This window comes from Sphingosinicella rhizophila, assembly GCF_032378825.1.
In the GTDB taxonomy this organism is placed as follows: domain Bacteria; phylum Pseudomonadota; class Alphaproteobacteria; order Sphingomonadales; family Sphingomonadaceae; genus Allosphingosinicella; species Allosphingosinicella rhizophila.
The window spans coordinates 266,141-287,547 of sequence record NZ_JAVUPU010000006.1; the positions used below are offsets into that span (position 1 = coordinate 266,141).

Here is a 21,407-nt window from a genome sequence, read left to right on the forward strand (position 1 = left end):
CTTCCCGTCAGCGCCGGCGACGCAGGACGATATAGAGCGCGCCCGTGCCGCCATGCCGTCGATGGGCGCCCCGCACCGCCGCGATATTGCTCGCATGGGGAGAAGCGGCCAGCCAATCGCCCACGGCCGCGCGAATCTTGCCCCTTGTGGCGGGCGGCTCCCCGCGGGGCGGCTTGCCGGTGATCAAGAGAATCAGTCTCGCTCCCCCGGCAATGGCACGAGCCAGGCTGTCGTCGAGCTGACGATAGGCCGCGTGGAGATTGTGACCGTGGAGATCGACCGTGAAATCGGGTTCGACAAGTCCTCGTGCGAGGCGGCGGTCCCAACTGGCATCGAGCGTGGTCCCGATCTGCGCTCCCGCCGCTATTCTCGCGGGCCGAGGCGGCGGCAACAAAGGCCGCGCGGTCTTGCCGACCGGAGACGGCGCGACGGCGGGTCCCTCCGGCCGCGGCTTATGCGGGTGAAGCGGCCGGACGCTGGCGACGACCCTTGCCCATAAAGCACCCTCTTCAGGACTGAGGCGACGCATCGGCGATTCTTGCCGTCACACGCCGCGCCGCATCCCGGGGCAGCAGGATCCAGGCCTTGCCCCTGCCCATCATCCCACCAGCGGTGAGGGCAGCCTGCTCGCCTGCACCCCAAAAGGTGTCGAAGCGATTGGCACCCTTGATCGCTCCCCCCGTATCCTGCGCGATCCACAGCCCGCTCGTCCCCGGCCGATCGAGCTCCAGCAAAACGGGCGCGCCGAGGGGCACGAATCTGGGATCGGCAGCGACACTGGCCCTGGGGGTCACGGGCAGGCCGAGCGCCCCGAGCGGGCCGGCGCCGGTCAGTTCCTGGAAGAAGACATAACTTTTATTCTCCCGCATGATCGCCCGCCCCTCCTCCGGATGGGCACGGAGCCATGCGACGATCCCCTGCATGCTGGTCTGGCCCGGCCCGAGGAGGCCGCGATCCTTCATCAGTTTGCCGATGCCGACATAGTCGCGTCCATTCTGTCCGGAATAGCCGATCCGCATGATCGAACCGTCGGGCAGCGCCAGCCGTCCGGACCCCTGGATCTGAAGGAAGAACAGATCGATCGGGTCGGCCGCCCAGGCAATTTCCAGGCCACGCCCCGCCAAGGCGCCCTCTTCGATCTCCGACCGTTCGAAGTAGGGAACTATGCGGTCGCCGACCAGGCGACCTCGCCGCAGGGTGCCGGCGGCAGCCGCCGCGGCGGCGTCCACTTCCACCAGATCGGCGGGCTTGCGGTACACCGGAACTTCATAGCCTGGCTGCCGGGTGCGCGAGCCCGCGATCTGGGGCTCGTAATATCCCGTCGCGAACGCAGCGCCGTCGCCCACCTCCACAAGCGCGAAATTGTCCTGGAACCACGTCGCGAGATCGGGGGGCTGTTGTTCGAGCAAAGCCTGATCGCAAAGAGGCCGCCAGTCTTCGACCTCCGTGAGGCCGCTAACATCCTCACGCTTCGTCAGGGCAGGACAAGTGATGCGGAAGGCATGATAAGCCCGCTCCGCATCCTGGATATCGATCCGGCTCAAAGGCGGGCCCGGCCTGACGCCAGCCGCCAGCGCGTTGTCAGGCGGGGGCTGCTCGGCCGGAGGGGCGGCGGCCGGGGGTACAAGCCGCGGCGCGCAGCTCGCCAGCGCGACCATGACGGCGAAGAAAGCTGGAATCCTGATATAATGCGGCCCGGACACACGCCGCTGCGGATGAAGGCAGCGATTGCCGCGCGACCGTGCACCAGGCCGGTCCCCGATCCCAGATGATTTGCCCCTTGCCACAGCCGACCCATAATCCTCCGGCCAGCTGGGGGAAAGTGCCTGAAATTCAGGCCGCTTCGTCGGTTTCGACCAGCATCCAGTTCGGATCGTCGCTGCCAAGCGTGCGACGGAAGGTCCACAGATCGTTGGTCGGGACGGCATCGCTCACCGAACCGGCGATCACTTCCCCGGCCTCGTTGCGGGTCAGGGCGACGATGTCGGCCTCGAACCGCACCGATATGCTCGCAATCCGTCCATCGAGTTCCGCGTCATGAATGAGGGCGCGATCGATCCGCACGAGCCGGTTGTCGAGCTTCTGGCCGGCGGCCTCGCGGGCTTTGATCGATTCTACAAAGGACGAGCGCACGTCATCGCCAACCAGGTGCATCAGTTCCTGCTCGTCGCCCTTCCAGAAAGCCTCCAGGATCATGCGATAGGCGGCCTGCGCACCGTCAAGGAAGCGGCCCACGTCAAAGCCCGGATCCGCGGCGACGATGGCGCGAATGCCGCGGGCAGCCCCTTCTTCATAAAGGAGGCCTGCGGCTTCCGCCCGCTCGACGGAAGCTTCGGCCGGCGTGGCCGAAGCTTCGGCCAGCGGCACCGTCTCGGCGGCGCGGACCACCGGCTGCTGCTCGTGGCCCGTACGGCGGCCGAGCACCGCGTAGAGCCTTAGCCCCACGAACAGCGCCACCATCGCCAGCAACACGATTTCGACCGTCACCCTTTTTCTCCGAAACAGATCAGGACGCCTAACATAGGCGCGTGCACCTCAGTATTCAAATGAGTCGGAAGCCAGGGCGGCATGTTGCGCGACCTCATCGCGCCTGCTACCCGCCCCGACGCATGGCCGCGCCGTCGCGGCCGACTATTTTCACCCCGAGATCAAAGGTGCGGACATGGCCGAAGAAGCAGGCGCGGATCAAGTTTACAGCAATGGCGACGACACCGCCCCCCAGGTCGGCATCGTATCCCAATATGTGAAGGATCTGTCCTTCGAGAATCCGAATGCGCCGGCCGTCTACCAATGGCAGGGCCAGCCGGCCATGGACGTGGAATTCAATATCGGCGCCCAGAAGCTCAGCGACGAAATCAACGAGGTCGTGCTGAAGATCAACATCACCGCGCGCTCCGACGACAAGATCGCCTTCCAACTGGAGCTGCTTTATGCGGGCCTGATCGCGATGCGGAACGTGCCGGAAGAGCAGGTCCAGCCTTTCCTGCTCGCCGAAGCGCCACGCATCCTGTTCCCGTTCGCGCGCCAGACGGTCGCCCATGCGGTGCAGGATGGCGGGTTCCCGCCCCTGCTCCTCGATCCAATCGATTTCGGTGCGCTCTACATGCAGCGTGCCGCGCAGCAGCAAGCGGAGGCCGGCGGTACGACGGCCGGCGAGATTACGGGCCAAGCCTAAGGCCCGGAGGGGGGCATGAATCTCTGGAAGACGACCGGCACGATCGGCGGGCTGACCATGGTCAGCCGCATCCTCGGCTTCGCTCGCGAGATGATCTTTGCCCGGGTGATGGGCGCCGGCATGGCGGCCGACGCCTTCTATCTGGCTTTTCTAATTCCCAATCTGTTCCGCCGTTTGTTCGGCGAAGGCGCCTTTTCATCGGGCTTCGTCCCCTTGTTCAGCCAACGGTTGAACGGGGAAGGCGGCATGGACGAAGCCAAGAGATTCGCGGAGGAGGTGCTGGCAGTCTTCCTGCCGATCCTCGCCGTCGTCACCTTCATCTTCATGATCTTCATGCCTGCCTTTGTGGGATTGCTCGCCTCCGGATGGAGCGATGAGCCCGCCAAGTTCGAACTCGCGGTAAAGCTCACGACGATCACCTTTCCCTATCTGATCTTCATCAGCCTGGTTTCGCTCTTCTCCGGCGTGCTGAACTCGCTGACGCGCTTCACTGCGGCCGCCTTCGCGCCGGCATTGCTGAACATCGCCCTGATCGGCGCCCTTCTGATCGTGCCGGACGGTGGGCCGAAGACGGCGCAGGCGATGGCTATCGGCGTCATTGCCGGCGGCATCATGCAGCTCGCATTGTGCTGGGGCAGCGTCCGTCGCGCCGGCTTGAAGATGCGGCTGCGTCCGCCTCGAATGACACCACGCGTCAAGGAGCTGATGATCCTGATCCTGCCTGCCACCCTGGGCGGCGGCATCTATTATATCAGCCAGTTCTTCTATGCCTGGTTCGCGACCAGACTTCCCGAAGGCTCGCTCGTCTATCTCGGCTTCGCCGACCGGTTGAATCAGCTCCCGCTTGCGATCATCGGATCGGCACTGGGTACGGCAATTCTGCCGACCATCAGCCGCGCGGTCGATCGCGGCGAAAACGGCGAGGCGGCGCGAATCCAGTCCCAGGCGACCGAATTGTCGATGCTGCTGACTTTACCCGCCGCCGTCGCCCTGGCCGTGACAGCGGGGCCGATCGTTGCCGCGCTATTCCAGGGCGGACGTTTTTCGGCGGAGGACGCGTCGACGACGGCCTTGGTGCTTTCGATCATCGTCGCCGGTCTTCCGGCTTATGTGCTGATCAAGGTTCTCACCCCTGGATTCTATTCCCGCAAGGATATGAAGACCCCGGTCGTCATCGCCTTCGCGATGCTCTTCATCGGAATCGTCTTCAATTTCCTCCTGATCCCGTTAATGGGCATCGCTGCCCTCGCCTTCACCACGGCGACGTCCGCATGGCTGAACGCTCTCGCTCTTTATTTCATTCTCCGGAGGCGCGGCCATTTCAAGATCGAATGGTGGCTGTGGGGCCGGATCATACGCCAGCTCGTCGCCGCCGCGGTGATGGCGGTCGTGCTCTATCTGATTCGGGAACAGCTCGATGGCTTCTTCGCCGGCTCCGTCAGCCAGCGTCTGATCGGCGTCACCGCCTTGGTTTCGGCGGGCGGGATCGTCTATTTCGCGGTCGCCTGGACCATCGGAGCCATGAATAAGGACGACCTCCTCATTCTGCTCAAGCGAAAGAAAGTCGGCTGATGCGATTCGTTTCTGGACTTCAGCCGACCGGGACCCTCCATCTGGGCAATTATCTGGGCGCAGTCAGACAGTGGGTGACGCTGCAGGATGAAGGGGAATGCGTCTTCATCCTGGCCGATCTCCACGCCATCACGGTCGATGCCGACCCGGCCAGGCTGGTCGCCAGCGTACGCGAAATGACCGCGGCGCTGCTCGCCGCGGGGATCGATCCGGCGCGCTCGATCCTTTTCAACCACAGCCGGGTCCCCGCCCACCCGGAGCTCGCCTGGATTCTGAGCTGCACCGCGCGGATGGGCTGGCTCAACCGAATGAGCCAATTCAAAGAGATTTCGGGCAAGAACCGCGAAGGCGCCAGCGTCGGCCTCTACGCCTATCCGATGCTTCAGGCCGCCGACATTCTTCTCTATCGCGCGACGCACGTGCCCGTCGGCCGGGACCAGAAGCAGCATGTCGAACTGGGCAGGGACGTCGCGGCCAAGTTCAACGCCGATTTCGGGGTGCAGCTCTTCACGCTTCCCGAAGCGCTGGTCGCCGAGGAGACGGGGCAGATCATGTCGTTGCGCAACGGCAATGCGAGAATGTCGAAATCCGATCCGTCGGACATGAGCCGCATCAATCTGACCGACGACGACGACCTGATCGTGCAGAAGATACGAAAAGCCAAGACCGACGCGGAGCCGCTGCCCGACAATGTGGATGCGCTCACCAACCGGCCTGAAGCCCTCAATCTGGTGAGGCTCCATGCCGCTCTCTCCGGACGTGCGTCAGACCAGGTCCTGGAGGAATTTGCCGGGCAGGGTTTCGGCACCTTCAAGCCGGTGCTGGCCGAGCTGATGGTTGAAGCCCTGCGTCCGATACGGCAGCGAATCGAACAGCTTAGAGAGGAGCCGGCTCATCTGGACAGCATCCTCGCGCAAGGGGCGGAGCGTGCGGCAGCGGAGGCGGGACCGATGCTCGAAGGGGCATATGAGGCCGTTGGCCTCGGGCGTTGAACCGAAGCTCCTTCAGCAACCATTCAGCGCGGTTTTGCAACGAAGCGCCGACCCTGTAGGATGGTCGTCGATCGAGAGAGGCCGCGTATCATGTCCTTTGCCAAGAAATTGCTCACCGTCGCCGCGCCAGCGGCCCTGCTCGCGCTCAGCGCCTGCGCAACCGGTTTTCCCGCCCAGGTCTCCCGGTTCGAGGCGATGCCGCCGCCGCAGGGACAAAGCTTCGTGATCCAGCCGGCCACGTTGGAAGATCGCGGCGGTCTCGAATTTTCCCATTATGCCGATCTCGTTCGGCGGCATCTGACCGAACTTGGCTATAGCGAAGCCCCGTCGGCGCAGACGGCGACGCTCGTCGTCTCGCTGGATTATGGTGTCGATAATGGTCGCACGGAAGTCGTCTCCTATCCTGGCGGCTATAGCCGGTCGTTCGGTTATTTCGGCGGCTGGGGGCGCTTCGGGGCCTATCGTCCCTTCTATTCGCGCTACGGCCGTCATTCGCCATTCTATTATGGCTGGAACGACCTCTTCTGGTACTCACCTTACGGCTTTGGCTATGACGATGTCCGAAGCTACACCGTCTTCACCTCCTACCTCGATCTCGACATCCGCCGGACGGCCGACGGACAGTCGGTGTTCGAAGGCACCGCCAAGGCGCGATCCCGCACCGACGAATTGGAGGATCTGGTCCCCAACCTGGTCGAGGCGATGTTCACTGAATTCCCGGGCCGTTCGGGCGAGACGGTGCGAATCACCGTGCCGCCGCCGCCACGCGATCGCAACTGACGCATGTGGCCGGGGGTGAGGGTGAAATCAGCATATGATTCCGTTCACAGCCTCATCCTCATCACGGCCTGGAGCCTAGGCGTGGCGCTCGCACCCGCCGGACCCGGCGTCGCCGCCGTGGGAGCGGAGCCGGCGGCGCCGGGTTTCGACCGGCAGAGCCTGGAACAGGATTTGCCGGCACGTGCTTCTGCCTTTCAGGCCGCACCTGCGGACGCGGCCGCGAGGCGCGCTTATGCGGACATGTTGTTCAAGCTGGGCGACGTGCAGCGCGCAAGGGAGATAATGGCCCCGCTTGCAACATCGCAGTCATCCGATCCACGGGATCTCAAGCTCGGCGGGACGATCGATTATTTTCTCGGCGACTATGTCGGAGCGGAGCGGCTGTTCCAGCGCATGGCCGACGTCAGCCGGCCAGGATCGGCGGACCATCGCGACGCGATCGAAGGCCTCATCCTCGTTCATTATCAGACCAACCAATATGCCAAAGCGAAGACGCTGACGCTGCCGAAGTCAGAAGGTGCGGGCGAAGATGACGAAGATCTGTCGGACCTCCTGACCTTCATGCAGCGTTTCGACGGTCAGCCCTATCAGATCAGCTGGGAAGGCTCCGACAAGGTGGCCAGGCTTCCCATCGTCAACGACTTCGCGCCGGCCGGCGCGCTCCCGGTCATGCGACTCGAGATCAACGGCCATCCGGTCGAATTCATCCTGGATACGGGAGGTGACCGTCTCTACATCGATGAGGGCGTGGCGGCTCGGGTCGGCATCAGGACCATATCCCATCGCAAGTCGCGCTACGCTTATACCCAGGGCAAGACCGTCGACGAACCGCTGGGCGTCGCCGACTCGGTCAGGCTTGGTGGGGTCACCCTCGGAAATGTGCCGGTCATTGTCGCCAAATGGAAGGCGATGGGCGTCGAAAGCGACGGCGTCATCACCACTCAGATCCTGAAACAGTTTCTGAGCACGGTGGATTATGACAGGAAGGAACTGGTCTTTCGCGAGCGAAGCGAAACCGGGCGCCGGCAATTCCTCATATCCCAGGACGACGCCGATCCGATCTCAGTGCCATTCGTCATGGCGGGCACCCACCTGATGTTCGCCAAGGGCCGCCTGAACGATCGCAAGAATCTGAATATCCTGCTGGATTCGGGCCTGGCAGCGAGCGTTCCGCTGGTGCTCGTGGACGAGACTGTCACCATGCTGGGGCTCACCAGAACCCCCGTGCCGGGGCAGAAATTCTACACCGTCCCCATCCGGTCCCACGGTATCGGCGATCTGATCCGGGGGCCGACCGATGCGCTCGGCAACGTCTTCGTCGAAGAGGGATTCCACTGGCGGAACGGCATCCTGCTGGATGCGCTCATCTCCCACCAATATCTGCGACACCTCGGTTCATGGACGTTCGATTTCGACACCATGCGCTATCATTTTCCCCGCCAGCCGGGCAGCGTAGCGGCCGATTGATCGTCAGACCGCTCGGATCTCAGCTTTCGAGCTGCCGCGTCAGTAGCCGGATATCGGCATCGAGCTCCGCATCCTGGGCGCGCAATTTCTCGATCTGACGGACGGCATGAATGACCGTGGTATGATCGCGCCCGCCGAAGCGACGGCCGATTTCCGGCAGCGAGCGCGGCGTCAGCTGCTTGGAAAGATACATCGCCACCTGGCGCGGACGCGCCACTTCGCGCGCGCGGCGTGCCGACGTCATTTCGGCCTTCCGGATGCGATAATGGTCGGACACGCGACCCTGGATTTCGTCGATGGAAATACGACGCTGATTGGCGCGGAGGATATTGGCAAGGACCTCGGTCACGAAATCCAGGTCGATCACCCTGCTCTGCATCATCGCATAAGCGGCGATACGGTTTAGCGCTCCTTCCAGTTCGCGGACGTTGGAACTGATCCTCTTGGCAAGGAACATCCTCACGTCATTGGGCACGGCGACGTCCGGAAACGCCTCCAGCTTCTTGATGATGATGTTGAGTCGAAGCTCGAGATCGGCCTGGTTGATATCCGCAACCAGCCCCCACGACAGGCGCGACAGGATACGCGGCTCGATTCCGTCGAGGTCCTGCGGCGCACGGTCGGAGCTGATCACGAGCCGCCGCCCGGCCGAGATGATCTCGTTCATCGTGTGGAAGAATTCTTCCTGAGTCGATTCCTTGCCGGCGATGAACTGGACGTCGTCGATCATCAGCAGATCGGCCGAGCGCAATTGCTGCTTGAACTGAATCGTTTCGTTGGCGCGCAACGCCGCAACGAACTCGACCATGAACTTTTCGGCCGACATGTAGACGATCTTGCCGCGTGGATTCAGGCGATGGAATTCGTGGCCAATGGCATGAAGTAGATGCGTCTTGCCGCGGCCCGTACCGCCGTGGAGGAAAAGTGGGTTGAAGGCGACATTCTGGGCCGATGCCAAGGTGCGGGCAGCATTGAAGGCGACCTCATTGGCCTTGCCCACGACGAAATTCTCGAACCGGTAACGCGGCTCGAGCGCGCCGGAATAGAGATTGCCGTTCTGCTTCGCCGCGGACGGCTCGTCCGCCTCGGCGGGTGCAGGGATTTCCACGACCGCCGCGGTCCGCGGCGCGTTCGCCCCGACGCCGATAAGGATGTGCCGAACCATGGGAAGGGTCGTTCGCCACGCCAGCCCGAGCCGTTCGGAGAAATGGGTCTGCACCCAATCGGCCATGAACTGGGACGGCAGTTCGAGACGCAAAGTGGCGGTATCGGGATCGAAATCGCCGAGCGCGATGGGGCGAAGCCAGCCGTCGAAGGTGCGAGTACCGCAATCGCGTCTGAGACCGGAGCGAATCATCTCCCACGCCGACTGGATCGGATCGGCAGCATTCGCTTCCAAGATTGCAGCCCCTGCCCCTCTTCCCGACTTGACGATCACGCCGGCCCCCCTTCATCCAGGCCGTTCGTTCGGCCATATTTTCTGAGCAAAGCACTCCCATCGACGAAAACACCTCCCGGGTGCCTCCGAATCGAGAAACGCTCGATGCTGTGTGTGTCCGGTGAAACTCATCCCCCGGAGGAATGCTTTTAGATACGCGAACGGCCGCTGATCAAGGCCAGAAAATTACATTTATGTGAAATAAAGTCGTTGACAACGGATTCCCGAGGGAGCGGGAAAAATCCGCAGTTTTCCGCCATTTTTCCGATCCCATGGCGCGCGAATCGCGGGAAATCCTAGGGTTATTCAAATCGGCTTCGGACACGAAAAAACCCGCCGGTTTTGCAACCGGCGGGCGGAGGTCAAGACATTAGAATGGCTTAGCCGAGAGCGGCAACGCGCTTCGTCAGCCGCGAGATTTTTCGCGCTGCGGTATTCTTGTGGAACACGCCCTTGGCGACGCCCCGGGCAAGCTCCGGCTGTACCTTCTTCATCGCGGCGGCGGCCTGATCCTTGTCGCCGGCGGCGAGAGCGGTTTCCAGCTGCTTGATGAACGTGCGGATGCGGCTGACCCGGGCGCCATTGATGGTCGCACGGCGATCATTGCGACGGATGCGTTTCTTTGCCTGCGGCGTATTCGCCATCTTGAAGTGCCTCTTGATCTTGAAAAGAAAAGCGGCGCGGAATCCCACCGCACCGGTCAGGCGCGCCCTCTACGCAAGATGCGCGGTCCGGTCAACCGCTTCCGCCCCGCCCCGGCTCTGTTCGAATGTTCAGGCTCAACGCTGGCAGCGCCGGCAGAAGAAGGTCGATCGGCCGCCCTCTGCCCGTCTCTGGATCGTGCCTCCGCACGAACAGGCCTCTCCTTCCCGGCCGTAAACCCGCCATTGCTTCGAAAAATAGCCAAGCTGTCCGTCGGGACGGGCATAATCGCGCAGACTCGAGCCGCCGGCTTCGATCGCTGCCAGCAGGACCTCCCGGATCGCCTCCACGAGTCGCGCCAGGCGCGGACGCGTGATCTTGCCCCCGGCCCGGTCGGGCGCGATCCCGGCCAGGTGAAGAGCCTCGCAAACATAGATGTTGCCGAGTCCGGCGACGATCCGCTGATCGAGCAAAAGCGCCTTGATGGGTGCAAGGCGGCCGGCAAGCGCCTGGTTAAGATAGTCGGGGGAAAAATGGGATCCGAGCGGTTCGGGACCCATTTTCAAGAACGGCTCCAGATCTTCCAGCCCGCAAGTGGGCACCAGATCGATCGAGCCAAACCGCCGAGGGTCGTTGAGCGTCAGGGTCCGGCCCGTTTCCGTTTGCAGGAGGAAATGATCGTGCGGCCCCAGTTCGGCCGGATCGATCCGCCAGCGCCCGGACATGCCGAGATGGAAGACCAAAGTGTCGCCCCGGTCGGTGTCGATCCAGCCATATTTGGCGCGCCGGCGAAGGCCGGTGACGGTCGCGCCGGTAAGTCGCTGCCGCAGGTCGGGGGGGAATGGCCGCCTGAGGTCCGGCCGGCGCGTCTCGACGCGAACCAGCCTATGTCCTTCGAGGACGGGGACAAGGCCGCGCAAAGTTGTCTCGACCTCGGGCAGTTCGGGCATGAATGCTCCTTTCACCCTTTTCCAAAAATCGTCTAGAGGCAGCCGCATGGACAAGGTTTCTTTCGGCTATGAGGATGTGCCGCCCGACGAGAAGACGCGCCGCGTGGGTTCGGTCTTCTCCCGGGTCGCCGCGCGCTACGACCTGATGAACGACCTCATGTCCGGTTTCATGCATCGCGAATGGAAGAATCAGTTCGTCCGGCGGGTGAAGCCGAGGCGCGGCGAGGCCATACTCGACATGGCCGGCGGCACCGGCGACATCGCCTTCCGGCTGGCTGAATCGGGTGCGCAGATCACGGTCGCCGACATCAGCCGCGAGATGCTGGAGGTCGGCATGGACAAGGCGAAGCGGCGCGGCATCGACGGCCTGGTCTGGGCCCAGGAAAATGCCGAGGCGCTGAGCTTCGCCGACCAGAGCTTCGATGCCTATACGATCGCCTTCGGCATCCGCAACGTGACCCATGTCCAGCAAGCCCTGGACGAGGCGCATCGCGTGCTGCGGATCGGCGGGCGTTTCTACTGCCTTGAATTCTCGACCACCACCTGGCCCGGATTCGCGCGGCTTTACGATCAATATTCGCTGCACGTCGTGCCGAAGATCGGCAAGGCGGTGGCGCAGGACGAGGAAAGTTATCGCTATCTGGTGGAATCGATCCGCCGCTTTCCCGGCATGGATCAGTTCAGGGCGATGATCGACAAAGCCGGCTTCGCACAAAGCCGGGTCGATCCGATTCTCGGCGGCCTGGTCGCGATCCACAGCGGTTGGAAGATCTGAGTTGCAGCCAAGACCAGCTAGCGATGGACTGCCGAAGTGACGAGACCCATCGTCCACCTCTGGCGGCTCGTGAAATGGGGCCGCGTGCTGGCGCGCCACGGCGCCCTCCGAGGGATTGAGCGCGACCCCAACACCCCCGCCCCGGTCCGGCGCCTGGCACGGATCGCCCGCTTCGGCGCGCGGATCCCAAAAGTCCCGACCTATGCCCGGGCCTTCCAGCAGATCGGGCCGGCGGCGATCAAGCTGGGCCAGGCCCTGGCGACCCGGCCAGATCTGGTCGGCGAGGATGCGGCGCGCGATCTCAGCCTGCTGCAGGACAGCCTGCCGCCCGCCCCCTTCGAGGAGATCAAGCAGGCGATCGAACAAGGGCTGGAACGGCCGATCGAACGGATCTTCTCCCACATCGATCCCGAACCGGTCGGTGCGGCTTCCATCGCCCAGGTCCATCGCGCCATCACCACAGAGGGCAGGCAGGTGGCGATCAAGGTGCTGCGGCCCAATATCGAGGAAGATTTCGCACGGGCGATCGACACCTATGAGTGGGCGGCCGCCCAGATCGAGAATATGGGCGGCGAAGCGGCACGGCTCAGACCGCGCCTCGTCATCGCGCACTTCCGGCAATGGACGGCGCGCGAGCTGGACCTTCGCCGCGAGGCCGCTTCGGCCTCGGAGCTGAGGGAAAATCTGATCGCGGAAGGCGGCTTCTTCGTGCCCGAGATCGATTGGAGCCGGACGGCGCGTCGGGTGATGACGCTGGAGTGGATCGACGGAATCAAGCTGACCGACCGCGACGCATTGGTGGCCGCCGGCCACGACCTCCCGGAGCTTGCCGCCACTCTGGTCCGGGCCTTCCTGCGCCAGGCGGTGGTCGACGGCTTCTTCCACGCCGATCTCCACCAGGGCAATCTTTTCGCGCTTGCCGATGGCCGCCTCGCCGCGATCGACTTCGGCATCATGGGCAGGATCGACCGGCAAGCCAGGCTTTGGCTCGCCGAAATACTCTACGGCCTGATCACCGGCAATTACCGCCGCGTGGCCGAAATTCATTTCGAAGCGCAATATGTGCCCGGGCACCATGACGTCGCCGAATTCGCGACGGCGCTCCGTGCGGTCGGAGAGCCCATCCGCGGCTTGCCGGTGAAGGAGATTTCGATCGGGCAGATGCTCGACGGCCTCTTCACGATCACGCGCGACTTCGACATGCCGACCCAGCCGCATCTCCTCCTGCTCCAAAAGACCATGGTCATGGAGGAAGGCGTCGCAACCGCGCTCGATCCCGATATCAATATGTGGGAGACCTCGGAGCCCTTCCTGCGTGAATGGCTGCGCAGCGAGCTCGGCCCGGAAACCGCTCTGGCGGACGAACTGGTCCGCAACATCCGGACGCTGCGCAAGCTCCCCGAACTGATACGCCGCATCGATCATTATTATCCGCCGCCAGGCGCGGCGCCGCCCGGCCCGCCGCTGCCGAATGTAGTCGTCGTCCAGCCGCTCTATTATGGCCGCGCCATCCTCATCGCCCTGTTCTCGGCCGCCGCTGGCGCCGCGGCCGTGCTGTTCCTACATTGAAGCCATGCGGGGCAAGCGCATCCTCCTGATCATCGGCGGCGGCATCGCGGCCTACAAGGCCTGCGAGCTGATCCGCCTGCTTCGCAAGCAGGGCGCCGCCGTGCGCTGCGTCCTTACTGACGGCGGCAAGCATTTCGTTACGCCGATGACCCTGGCCGCTTTGTCGGAGAATCCGGTCTATTCCAGCCTCTGGGACCTCAAGGACGAGACGGAAATGGGTCATATCCAGCTCAGCCGGGAGGCCGATCTGGTCGTCGTCTGTCCCGCCACTGCGGACCTGCTCGCCAAGATGGCTGCGGGAATCGCCGACGATCTCGCGACGACATTGCTGCTTGCCACCGACAAGAAGGTGCTTGCGGCGCCGGCCATGAACGTCCGCATGTGGGAGCATGAGGCCACCCGCCGCAACGTCGCGCGGCTCAGGAGGCACGGCGTCACGATCGTCGAGCCGGACGAAGGCGAGATGGCCTGCGGCGAGTTCGGCCCGGGCCGCCTGCCCGAACCACTGGCGTTGCTGGCCGGGATTTCAAGCGCCCTCGCGGCGCAGCAGAAGCTGGCCGAGCGGCATATCATCGTCACGGCCGGGCCAACCCATGAACCAATCGATCCGGTGCGGATGCTCGCCAATCGCTCGTCGGGCAAGCAGGGCTTCGCCATAGCCGAAGCGCTGGCGGACATGGGCGCGCGGGTGACCCTGGTGGCCGGGCCCGTCACGCTGGCGACTCCGCCCGGCATCGCCCGAATCGACGTCGAGACGGCCGCCGAGATGCAAGCCGCCGTGGAGGCCGCCTTGCCGGCCGAAGCCGCCATCATGGCGGCCGCGGTCGCCGATTGGCGGGTCGACGTCGCACCAGCGAAGCTCAAGAAGGCGGACGGACCGCCCGCGCTCGCCTGGTCGGCCAATCCCGATATCCTCGCCGGGCTCGCCGCCAGTCCGCAACGGCCCCGGCTCCTTATCGGCTTCGCCGCCGAAACCGGTAATGCCATCGCGGAAGGCCAGGCGAAACTCGCCCGCAAGCGCTGCGACTGGATCGTCGCCAACGATGTCTCGGAAGATCCGATGGGCGGCGACGACAATAAGGTTCATCTCATCACCGCGGACGGCGCCGAAAGCTGGGAACGGGCGTCGAAACGGGAAATTGCTCACCGACTCGCCGACAGGATCGCCGATGCCCTTGCCTGAAATTGAGATACGCCTCCGCCGCCTCGATCATGGCGAAGGCCTGCCGCTTCCCCTTTATGCAAGCCACGGCGCCGCCGGCATGGATGTGGTCGCCGCGGAGAGCCTGACACTGGCGCCGGGCGCACGACACGCCGTTGCCACCGGCTTCGCCATCGCCATCCCCGAGGGCTATGAAGTCCAGGTCCGGCCACGGTCAGGCCTCGCTTTCAAGCATGGCATCACCTGCCTCAACACGCCGGGCACGATCGACAGCGACTATCGTGGCGAAGTGAAGGTGATCCTTGCCAATCTGGGCAGCGAACCCTTCGATGTGGTGCGCGGCGAACGGATCGCCCAGCTGGTCCCCGCGCCGGTGCAGCGGGTGCGCTTGCGTGAGGCGGAAAGCCTCGACGAAACCGTCCGCGGTGCCGGGGGCTTCGGCTCCACAGGCCAGTGATCCTCACCGACAGCCAGCTCGACCGTTACGCCCGCCATATCGTCCTCAAGGAAATAGGCGGGGGAGGACAGATGCGGCTGCTGGCCGCCCATATCGTCCTGATCGGCGCCGGCGGCATCGGCTGCCCGGCTCTGCAATATCTCGCCGCGGCCGGGATTGGGCGGCTGACCGTGATCGACGACGACATCGTCACCCTCGACAATCTCCAGCGTCAGATATTGTTCGGAACCGATGATGTCGGTCGTGCGAAGGCCGAGCTGGCCGCCGAGGCGGTGCGACGGCTCAACCCGGACGTGCATTTCGAAGCGCGGCGGGAGCGGCTCCACGCGGGCAATGCCGGCGGGCTGCTCGCCGATGCGGACCTGGTTCTCGACGGGAGCGACAATTTCGCCACAAGGCTGACCGTGTCCGACACCTGCACCCGCGCCCGCATTCCGCTCGTCTCGGCCGCGATTGGCCAGTTCCAGATCCAGATCGGCACATGGCGAGGCTGGGAGGCGGACAAGCCCTGCTATCGCTGCTTCGTCGGCGACGCCTTCGATGCCGAGGATTGCGACAGCTGCGCGGAACTGGGCGTGCTCGGCGCCGTGTCCGGAATGGCCGGCAGCTGGGCGGCGCTCGAGTCAATCCGTCAGATCAACGGCTTCGGCGGCGAGGCTGCCGGAAAGGTTCATATCTTCGACGGCTTGGTCCCCGCCATGAGGAGCCTCAGGATCGTCAAGGATCCGGGCTGCCGCGCATGCGTTCAATCATCGCCGGCCGGCACGTGAGCAGGCAATTGTCCCCACAGGCTATCCATCTGCACATAGGCCAGTGCGATCAGCAGGGTCGCGACGGCCAGATCGAAGATTCTTAGCGGACGAAGCCTGCTGCTCCTGTGCCGGTTCAGCCGCAAATCGCCCAGGGTGATGAAGATGATCGAGACGCCGCTCAACCCCGCAAGGCCGGCCAGCAAAAGCTGGGGCCAGACGAGATAGGTCCAGCTTTCGTGGAGCGGCCAGAAGATCAGGGCGGCGACAGCGGCGGTTACGCCGATCCCAGTCGCCCGCTTGATCGTCCACCAGCGCAGCACCGACCGCTTCAGCTTTTCTTCGCTTTCGCCGGCGCTTTCTTTGCCGCGGTCTTCTTCGCGGGCGCCTTCCGGCCCTTGCCTTTCTTAGCCGCCGGCCCCTTCGCGGCCCGCTCGTCGATCAGCTGGGCGGCTTCCTCCAGAGTGAGCGTGTCGGGGACGATTGTTTTCGGCAGAGTCGCGTTGGTCGTGCCGTCGGTGACATAGGGACCGAAGCGGCCTTCCATCAGTCGGATCTCGGCCTCGGTCCGTGGATGCACCCCGAGCACTTTCAACGGCTCACGCGCTCCGCCTCGCTGCCCCTTGCTGTTCGCGGCATCGGCAAGCTTGGCCACGGCCGTGTTCATGCCGGTTTCGAAAACTTCGGCCGTGGAACCGAGCCGCGCATATTTGCCGTCATGGGCGAGATAGGGACCATAGCGCCCGATCGACGCGGTGATCGGCTTGCCGCTTTCCGGATGGGTTCCGATCGTCCGCGGCAGCGATAGCAATTTGATCGCCAGTTCCAGGTCGAGTTCGCCCGCATCCTTCGGGATGGACGATCGCTTGGCCTCCTTGCCCTGGCCCATTTCGACATAGGGGCCGAAGCGGCCGCTTTTCCTCGTAATCTCCTCCCCGCTTTCGGGATGCTGGCCGAGGATTTCGGGACCGGTATCCTGGCCGGCCTCGTCGCCGCCCTGGGCGAAGCGGCGGGTGAACTTGCACTCCGGATAGTTGGAGCAGGCGACGAAGGCGCCGAACCGCCCGCCGCGAAGCGCCAGCCGCCCTTCGCCGCAGGCCGGGCACAGGCGGGCGTCGCCGCCATCCGCCTTGTCCGGAAAGAGGTAGGGCGCGAGAAATTCGTCGAGCGCCGCAGTGACGGCCGAAGGCTGCTGTTCCATGATCTCGGCGGTCTTCGGCTTGAAATCCTTCCAGAAGGCTTCGAGCACCTTCTGCCATTGGGCGCGCCCCCCGCTGATCTCATCGAGGCTGTCCTCCAGCCCGGCGGTGAAATCGTAGGACACATAGCGATCGAAGAAGCGTTCGAGGAACGCCGTGACCAGGCGCCCGCTCTCGGCCGGGAAGAAGCGGTTCCTTTCGACCGTCACATAGTCGCGATCCTTCAGCGTCTGCAGCACGGAGGCGTAAGTGGAGGGACGACCTATGCCGAGTTCCTCCATCTTCTTCACGAGGCTGGCTTCGGAATAACGGGGCGGCGGCTGCGTGAAATGCTGTTCCGCAATCACCTTCTTCTTCGCCGGCGCATCACCCTCGGAAAGGCGCGGCAGGCGGCGCGATTCCTCATCTTCCGGCTCGTCGCGGCCTTCTTCGTAAAGGGCGAGGAAGCCCGGGAACAAGACGACCTGGCCGTTGGCGCGCAAGCCGGTCTGGCCGCTGCCGTCGGTCAGCTCGACTACCGTCCGTTGCAGGCGGGCGGAGGCCATCTGACTGGCCAGCGCACGCTTCCAGATCAAATCATAGAGCCGGCCATGATCGCCCGAGCCCGCCCGGTCGCGACCGAAATCGGTCGGACGGATCGCCTCATGCGCCTCCTGTGCATTCTTGGCCTTGGTCGCATAATGGCGCGGCTGGTCCGGCACATAGCCGGCATCGTAGCGATCGACGACCGCGCGCCGCGCGGCGGAAATCGCCTCCTCCGCCATCTGAACGCCGTCCGTCCGCATATAGGTGATCGCGCCATCTTCGTAGAGCGCCTGAGCGATCCGCATCGTGTGGCTGGCGGCAAAGCCGAGCTTGCGGGCGGCCTCCTGCTGCAGGGTCGATGTCGTGAACGGCGGCGGCGGGTTGCGGGACACCGGCTTGGTCTCGACCGTGGCGACAGTGAACCGTCCCGCCTCGACCGCCTGCTTCGCGGCCTCGGCCGTTCCGGCCTCGCTTATCGTCAGCCGGTCCACTTTCGCGCCGCGGAAGCGTACCAGGCGGGCGAGGAATTCCTGGCCGTCCGCCTCCATCAAGGCATCCACGCTCCAATATTCCTGGGGCCGGAAAAGCTCGATCTCGCGCTCGCGATCGACGATCAGGCGAAGCGCGACCGACTGGACCCGGCCCGCCGACTTGGCACCGGGCAGCTTGCGCCACAGCACCGGCGACAATGTGAAGCCGACCAGATAGTCGAGCGCGCGGCGCGCCCGATAGGCGTCGATCAGATCCTCGTCGAGCGCGCGTGGCCGTTTCATCGCCTCGGTGACCGCGGACTTGGTGATCGCGTTGAAGGTCACGCGCTCGACATGGGCCGGCAGCGCGCGGCGCTTCTGGAGCACCTCCTGCACATGCCAGCTGATCGCCTCGCCTTCCCGGTCCGGGTCGGTGGCAAGGATCAGTGCGTCCGCCTTCTTGGCCTCGTCGGTGATGGCCTTGAGCTGGCGTGCTTTGTCGGCATAGGCTTCCCACTGCATGGCGAAGCCGGCATCGGGATCGACCGAGCCGTCCTTGGGGGGCAGATCCCGGACATGGCCATAGGATGCGAGCACGCGATACTCGCTGCCCAGGTATTTCTCGATGGTTTTTGCCTTGGCAGGCGATTCGACGACGACAAGCTTCACAAATGGGCCCCTTTTACGCGCACACGTGTAGGGTGGTGATCCAGACGCACGCCCGTCAAGCAAAGAAGTGAAGGCGATCCGCGAAAATCCCGGTCATGCGCAGATGCTGACCCGACCACCGGCATGGCGTTCGATCCGGCCGGCCAATTCGAGCTCCAGAAGCAAGATCTGCACCGTCGCCGGCAATAAGGCGGACTGGCGGATGATCTCATCGATGGCGACGGGCGTGGGACTCAGCAGATCCAGGACGATGGCGCGCTCGCCCTCGTCCATGTCCGGCGACGCCGGGGGGTGGACATAGGAATTTCGCGGCTGGGCAAGCGGCCGCAGCTGAAAGGGGCGGATCGTCTCGAGCACGTCGGCGACATTCTGGACCAGGGTGGCGCCCTCGCGGATCAGGAGGTTGCAGCCTTGCGCGCGCGGATCGAGCGGCGATCCGGGAACGGCCATGACCTCGCGACCATATTCGGCCGCGTTCCGCGCGGTAATGAGCGATCCCGATCGCGGTGCGGCTTCGACCACGACCGTGCCGAGGGACATACCGGCGATGATGCGGTTGCGGTACGGAAAGTGGCGGGCACGCGGCTCGACGCCGGGCGGCTGTTCGGCAATGACCAGGCCGCGCTCGGCGATCAGGCGCTGCCTCTGCTCGTTTTCGGGCGGATAGAAGATGTCGATGCCGCCGGCGACGACGGCGACCGTGCCCGTTTCCAGCGATCCGTCATGCACGGCCGTGTCGATGCCCCGCGCCAGTCCGGAGACCAGGACCAAGCCGGCGGCCCCGAGGCCCTGCGCCAGCTGACGCGCGAAACGAACGGCGGCGGCGGAGGCGTTGCGCGCGCCGACCATCGCAATGGCGGGCTTGTCGAGCAGCCGCAGCTCGCCTTTTGCGATCAGAACCGGAGGAGCGGCCTCGGTCTCAGCGAGCACAAGCGGGTAAAGCCCCTGGCCTGCGAACAGATAGCGAGCGCCGGCTTTCGCCACTGCCTCCGCCTCGCGCTCCACGAAGGCGCGAGAGGCTAGCCTGGGCGGCGAGCCCCCGCCGCGCGAGGCGAGATCCGGAATGGCGGCCAGAGCGTCCGCAGCCGAACCGAAACGGGAGAGCAGCTGGAAATAGGTCACCGGCCGATCCGCTCCGAGCGGATCAAGCGTAGGCGAGCAATCTGATCCTCGCTAACGAAGTCAGCCATCCTTGCGGCCGCCGACCTGCGGCTCGGTGCCGGCCAGCAGGCGCTCCAGATTGGCGCGATGCTTCCAGAACAGGATCAGGCCGAAACCCAGAAAAAGAAGAGCGAGATCGAACCGGCCGGACACCGCCGCCGCCGCCGGCGACAGCAAGGCCGCCGTCATTCCCGCCACCGAGGAATAGCGCGTCAGGGCCAGCGTGCCCACCCATAGCCCCGCATAGATGGCCGCCACCCACCAGTGGAGGGCGCCGAGAATGCAATAACCGAGGATCAGGCCGAAATAGGTCGCGACCCCTTTTCCGCCGGCGAATTTCAACCAGACGGGATAGAGATGCCCGATGAAGGCGCCGAACGCGGCAAAGGAAATGTGTTCCGGGAATAGCAAGGAAGCGACAGCCAGCGCCGCCGTGCCCTTGACGATGTCGAGCAGCAGGGTGGCCGCCGCCAGCCCCTTGCGACCGGTGCGAAGAACGTTGGTGGCGCCGATATTGCCCGATCCGATCGTCCTGAGATCGCCCGCACCGGTGAGGCGCGTCAGCAGAACCCCGAACGGGATCGCGCCCAGCGCATAGCCGGCGAGAAAGGCGAGCAACGGCGCGGCGATGAGTTCAAGATCCACTTCGTTCCCCCAACCTGACGACCCTATCAAAACATAATGGCTCCGCAACAATTTAGGTTTGGAAAGACGCGTCTGCTTGCGGGCGGCGTCGCCGGCGCTAAGACATGAAGGAATGTCAAAGCCGCGGCCGATCCTCATTTTCGACTCGGGTGTCGGCGGTCTTTCGGTCCTCCGCCCGATCCGGGCCCTGCTTCCGGCCGCGCCGATCGTCTATGTCGCCGACAGCGCAGGCTATCCCTATGGCACCAAGGCGACGTCGGAGATCGAGGCGAGAGTGCCTGCCCTGCTGGGGCGGCTAGGGGAACGGTTCGACCCCGAATTGATCGTGATCGCCTGCAACACGGCCTCGACGATCGCGCTCGATGCCGTGCGGGCCGCGCTAGACGTGCCGATCGTGGGGACCGTACCCGCGATCAAGCCCGCAGCCGCCTTGTCCCGAACACGCTCGATCGGCGTGCTTGGGACCGAGGCAACCGTGCGACAGCCTTATGTCGACCGGCTCACCGAACAATTCGCGGCCGACTGTACCGTCATTCGCCATGGATCCGCGGAACTGGTCGAACTGGCGGAAGCCAAGCTGCGCGGAGAAGTGGGCGAATCCGAGCGTTACCGGCAGATATTGGGCGAGCTCTTCGTGAAGCCTGGAGGCCAGGATATCGACACCATCGTCCTGGCCTGCACCCATTTCCCCCTGGTCCAGGACGAGCTCGAAGCCGCTTCCCGACGCGCCATTCAGTTCGTCGACGGCAAGGAAGGTATTGCAAGGCGAACCGCCTGGCTGCTTCGAGACACGCTCTGGCCGGAGGAGCGGCCGGAGGATCTGGCCTTGTTCACAGGGGCGACCGGGATCCACCATTATCGCGAGGGCCTCGCACGCTACGGGATCACCCGCGTCGAGAAGCTCTAGCTTTTTTAGCGCAAAAGCCGTTATAGGGCGCCCGATCACCGGGGAAGAGCAATTGGATTATCAGCGGATCTTCGCGCAGGCCATTGATCGGCTTCATGCCGAG

20 protein-coding genes and 1 pseudogene are annotated in these 21,407 nt (G+C 64.4%); 11 read left to right on the plus strand and 10 right to left on the minus strand.

Annotation, left to right across the window (positions count from 1 at the left end):
* Positions 1–7 precede the first annotated feature (7 nt).
* The 3 genes from RQX22_RS13580 to RQX22_RS13590 all read right to left on the minus strand — a co-directional run bounded on the left by RQX22_RS13580 (position 8) and on the right by RQX22_RS13590 (position 2,487).
* Positions 8–529, minus strand: a complete 522-nt coding sequence (locus RQX22_RS13580; protein ID WP_315727082.1) for a Smr/MutS family protein — start codon at positions 527–529, stop codon at positions 8–10.
* A complete protein-coding gene (gene mltA, locus RQX22_RS13585; protein WP_410001644.1) occupies positions 510–1,658 on the minus strand; it encodes a murein transglycosylase A in 1,149 nt (382 codons plus the stop codon). Before mltA ends, RQX22_RS13580 begins: the two co-directional genes overlap by 20 nt.
* Before the next feature lie 175 nt (positions 1,659–1,833).
* Positions 1,834–2,487, minus strand: coding sequence for a Tim44/TimA family putative adaptor protein (locus tag RQX22_RS13590; protein ID WP_315727084.1), 654 nt, complete (start codon positions 2,485–2,487; stop codon positions 1,834–1,836).
* Between the two features lie 175 nt (positions 2,488–2,662).
* Between RQX22_RS13590 and secB the strand changes: the two genes are divergently transcribed.
* The 5 genes from secB (at position 2,663) to RQX22_RS13615 (ending at position 7,986) form a co-directional block, all read left to right on the plus strand.
* The gene (gene secB, locus RQX22_RS13595) at positions 2,663–3,175 is read left to right on the plus strand and encodes a protein-export chaperone SecB (RefSeq protein WP_315727085.1); all 513 of its coding nucleotides are present in this window, start codon (positions 2,663–2,665) and stop codon (positions 3,173–3,175) included.
* 15 nt (positions 3,176–3,190) lie between these two features.
* Positions 3,191–4,747 (plus strand): murein biosynthesis integral membrane protein MurJ, encoded by a 1,557-nt coding sequence (gene murJ / locus RQX22_RS13600; protein WP_315727086.1) that lies wholly within the window; start codon positions 3,191–3,193, stop codon positions 4,745–4,747.
* A complete protein-coding gene (trpS, locus tag RQX22_RS13605) occupies positions 4,747–5,739 on the plus strand; it encodes a tryptophan--tRNA ligase (RefSeq protein ID WP_315727087.1) in 993 nt (330 codons plus the stop codon). The genes murJ and trpS overlap by 1 nt, the downstream gene beginning before the upstream one ends.
* A 90-nt stretch (positions 5,740–5,829) precedes the next feature.
* On the plus strand, positions 5,830–6,519 hold the full coding sequence (locus RQX22_RS13610; protein ID WP_315727088.1) for a DUF4136 domain-containing protein: 690 nt from the start codon (positions 5,830–5,832) through the stop codon (positions 6,517–6,519).
* 21 nt (positions 6,520–6,540) lie between these two features.
* Positions 6,541–7,986 carry a retropepsin-like aspartic protease gene (locus RQX22_RS13615; protein ID WP_315727089.1) on the plus strand — a complete coding sequence of 482 codons (1,446 nt, stop codon included), beginning with the start codon at positions 6,541–6,543 and terminating at the stop codon, positions 7,984–7,986.
* 19 nt (positions 7,987–8,005) lie between these two features.
* Here RQX22_RS13615 and dnaA read toward each other — a convergent pair whose 3' ends face one another.
* The 3 genes from dnaA to mutM form a co-directional block, all read right to left on the minus strand.
* Positions 8,006–9,385 (minus strand): chromosomal replication initiator protein DnaA, encoded by a 1,380-nt coding sequence (dnaA, locus tag RQX22_RS13620; RefSeq protein WP_315727090.1) that lies wholly within the window; start codon positions 9,383–9,385, stop codon positions 8,006–8,008.
* Between the two features lie 419 nt (positions 9,386–9,804).
* Positions 9,805–10,068, minus strand: coding sequence for a 30S ribosomal protein S20 (gene rpsT / locus RQX22_RS13625; RefSeq protein WP_315727091.1), 264 nt, complete (start codon positions 10,066–10,068; stop codon positions 9,805–9,807).
* Positions 10,069–10,203: 135 nt separating this feature from the next.
* On the minus strand, positions 10,204–11,016 hold the full coding sequence (gene mutM, locus RQX22_RS13630) for a bifunctional DNA-formamidopyrimidine glycosylase/DNA-(apurinic or apyrimidinic site) lyase (protein WP_315727092.1): 813 nt from the start codon (positions 11,014–11,016) through the stop codon (positions 10,204–10,206).
* A 46-nt stretch (positions 11,017–11,062) separates the two neighbouring features.
* Between mutM and RQX22_RS13635 the strand changes: the two genes are divergently transcribed.
* From RQX22_RS13635 to RQX22_RS13655, 5 genes are read left to right on the plus strand one after another with little or no spacing between them, the layout of a single operon-like run.
* Positions 11,063–11,791 carry a class I SAM-dependent methyltransferase gene (locus tag RQX22_RS13635; RefSeq protein WP_315727093.1) on the plus strand — a complete coding sequence of 243 codons (729 nt, stop codon included), beginning with the start codon at positions 11,063–11,065 and terminating at the stop codon, positions 11,789–11,791.
* A gap of 36 nt (positions 11,792–11,827) precedes the next feature.
* Positions 11,828–13,360 carry a 2-polyprenylphenol 6-hydroxylase gene (ubiB, locus tag RQX22_RS13640; RefSeq protein ID WP_315727094.1) on the plus strand — a complete coding sequence of 511 codons (1,533 nt, stop codon included), beginning with the start codon at positions 11,828–11,830 and terminating at the stop codon, positions 13,358–13,360.
* A 4-nt stretch (positions 13,361–13,364) separates the two neighbouring features.
* Entirely contained in the window at positions 13,365–14,543 is a 1,179-nt protein-coding gene (gene coaBC / locus RQX22_RS13645; protein ID WP_315727095.1) for a bifunctional phosphopantothenoylcysteine decarboxylase/phosphopantothenate--cysteine ligase CoaBC, read from the plus strand.
* Positions 14,530–14,979, plus strand: a complete 450-nt coding sequence (dut, locus tag RQX22_RS13650; protein WP_315727096.1) for a dUTP diphosphatase — start codon at positions 14,530–14,532, stop codon at positions 14,977–14,979. Before coaBC ends, dut begins: the two co-directional genes overlap by 14 nt.
* Complete coding sequence (locus tag RQX22_RS13655; RefSeq protein WP_315727097.1) at positions 14,976–15,749, plus strand: HesA/MoeB/ThiF family protein; 774 nt, start codon at positions 14,976–14,978, stop codon at positions 15,747–15,749. Before dut ends, RQX22_RS13655 begins: the two co-directional genes overlap by 4 nt.
* On the opposite strand, the gene RQX22_RS13660 is transcribed toward RQX22_RS13655, so the two are convergent.
* From RQX22_RS13660 to plsY, 4 genes and pseudogenes are all read right to left on the minus strand, one after another.
* Positions 15,725–16,051, minus strand: coding sequence for a hypothetical protein (locus RQX22_RS13660; protein ID WP_315727098.1), 327 nt, complete (start codon positions 16,049–16,051; stop codon positions 15,725–15,727). The genes RQX22_RS13655 and RQX22_RS13660 overlap by 25 nt on opposite strands.
* 8 nt (positions 16,052–16,059) lie before the next feature.
* A complete protein-coding gene (gene topA / locus RQX22_RS13665; protein ID WP_315727099.1) occupies positions 16,060–18,591 on the minus strand; it encodes a type I DNA topoisomerase in 2,532 nt (843 codons plus the stop codon).
* Positions 18,592–18,684: 93 nt separating this feature from the next.
* A pseudogene (gene dprA, locus RQX22_RS13670) lies at positions 18,685–19,781 on the minus strand (DNA-processing protein DprA).
* Entirely contained in the window at positions 19,774–20,397 is a 624-nt protein-coding gene (plsY, locus tag RQX22_RS13675) for a glycerol-3-phosphate 1-O-acyltransferase PlsY (RefSeq protein ID WP_315727100.1), read from the minus strand. The pseudogene dprA and the gene plsY overlap by 8 nt, the downstream one beginning before the upstream one ends.
* Positions 20,398–20,509: 112 nt before the next feature.
* Between plsY and murI the strand changes: the two genes are divergently transcribed.
* Positions 20,510–21,304 (plus strand): glutamate racemase, encoded by a 795-nt coding sequence (murI, locus tag RQX22_RS13680; RefSeq protein ID WP_315727101.1) that lies wholly within the window; start codon positions 20,510–20,512, stop codon positions 21,302–21,304.
* Positions 21,305–21,407 lie beyond the last annotated feature (103 nt).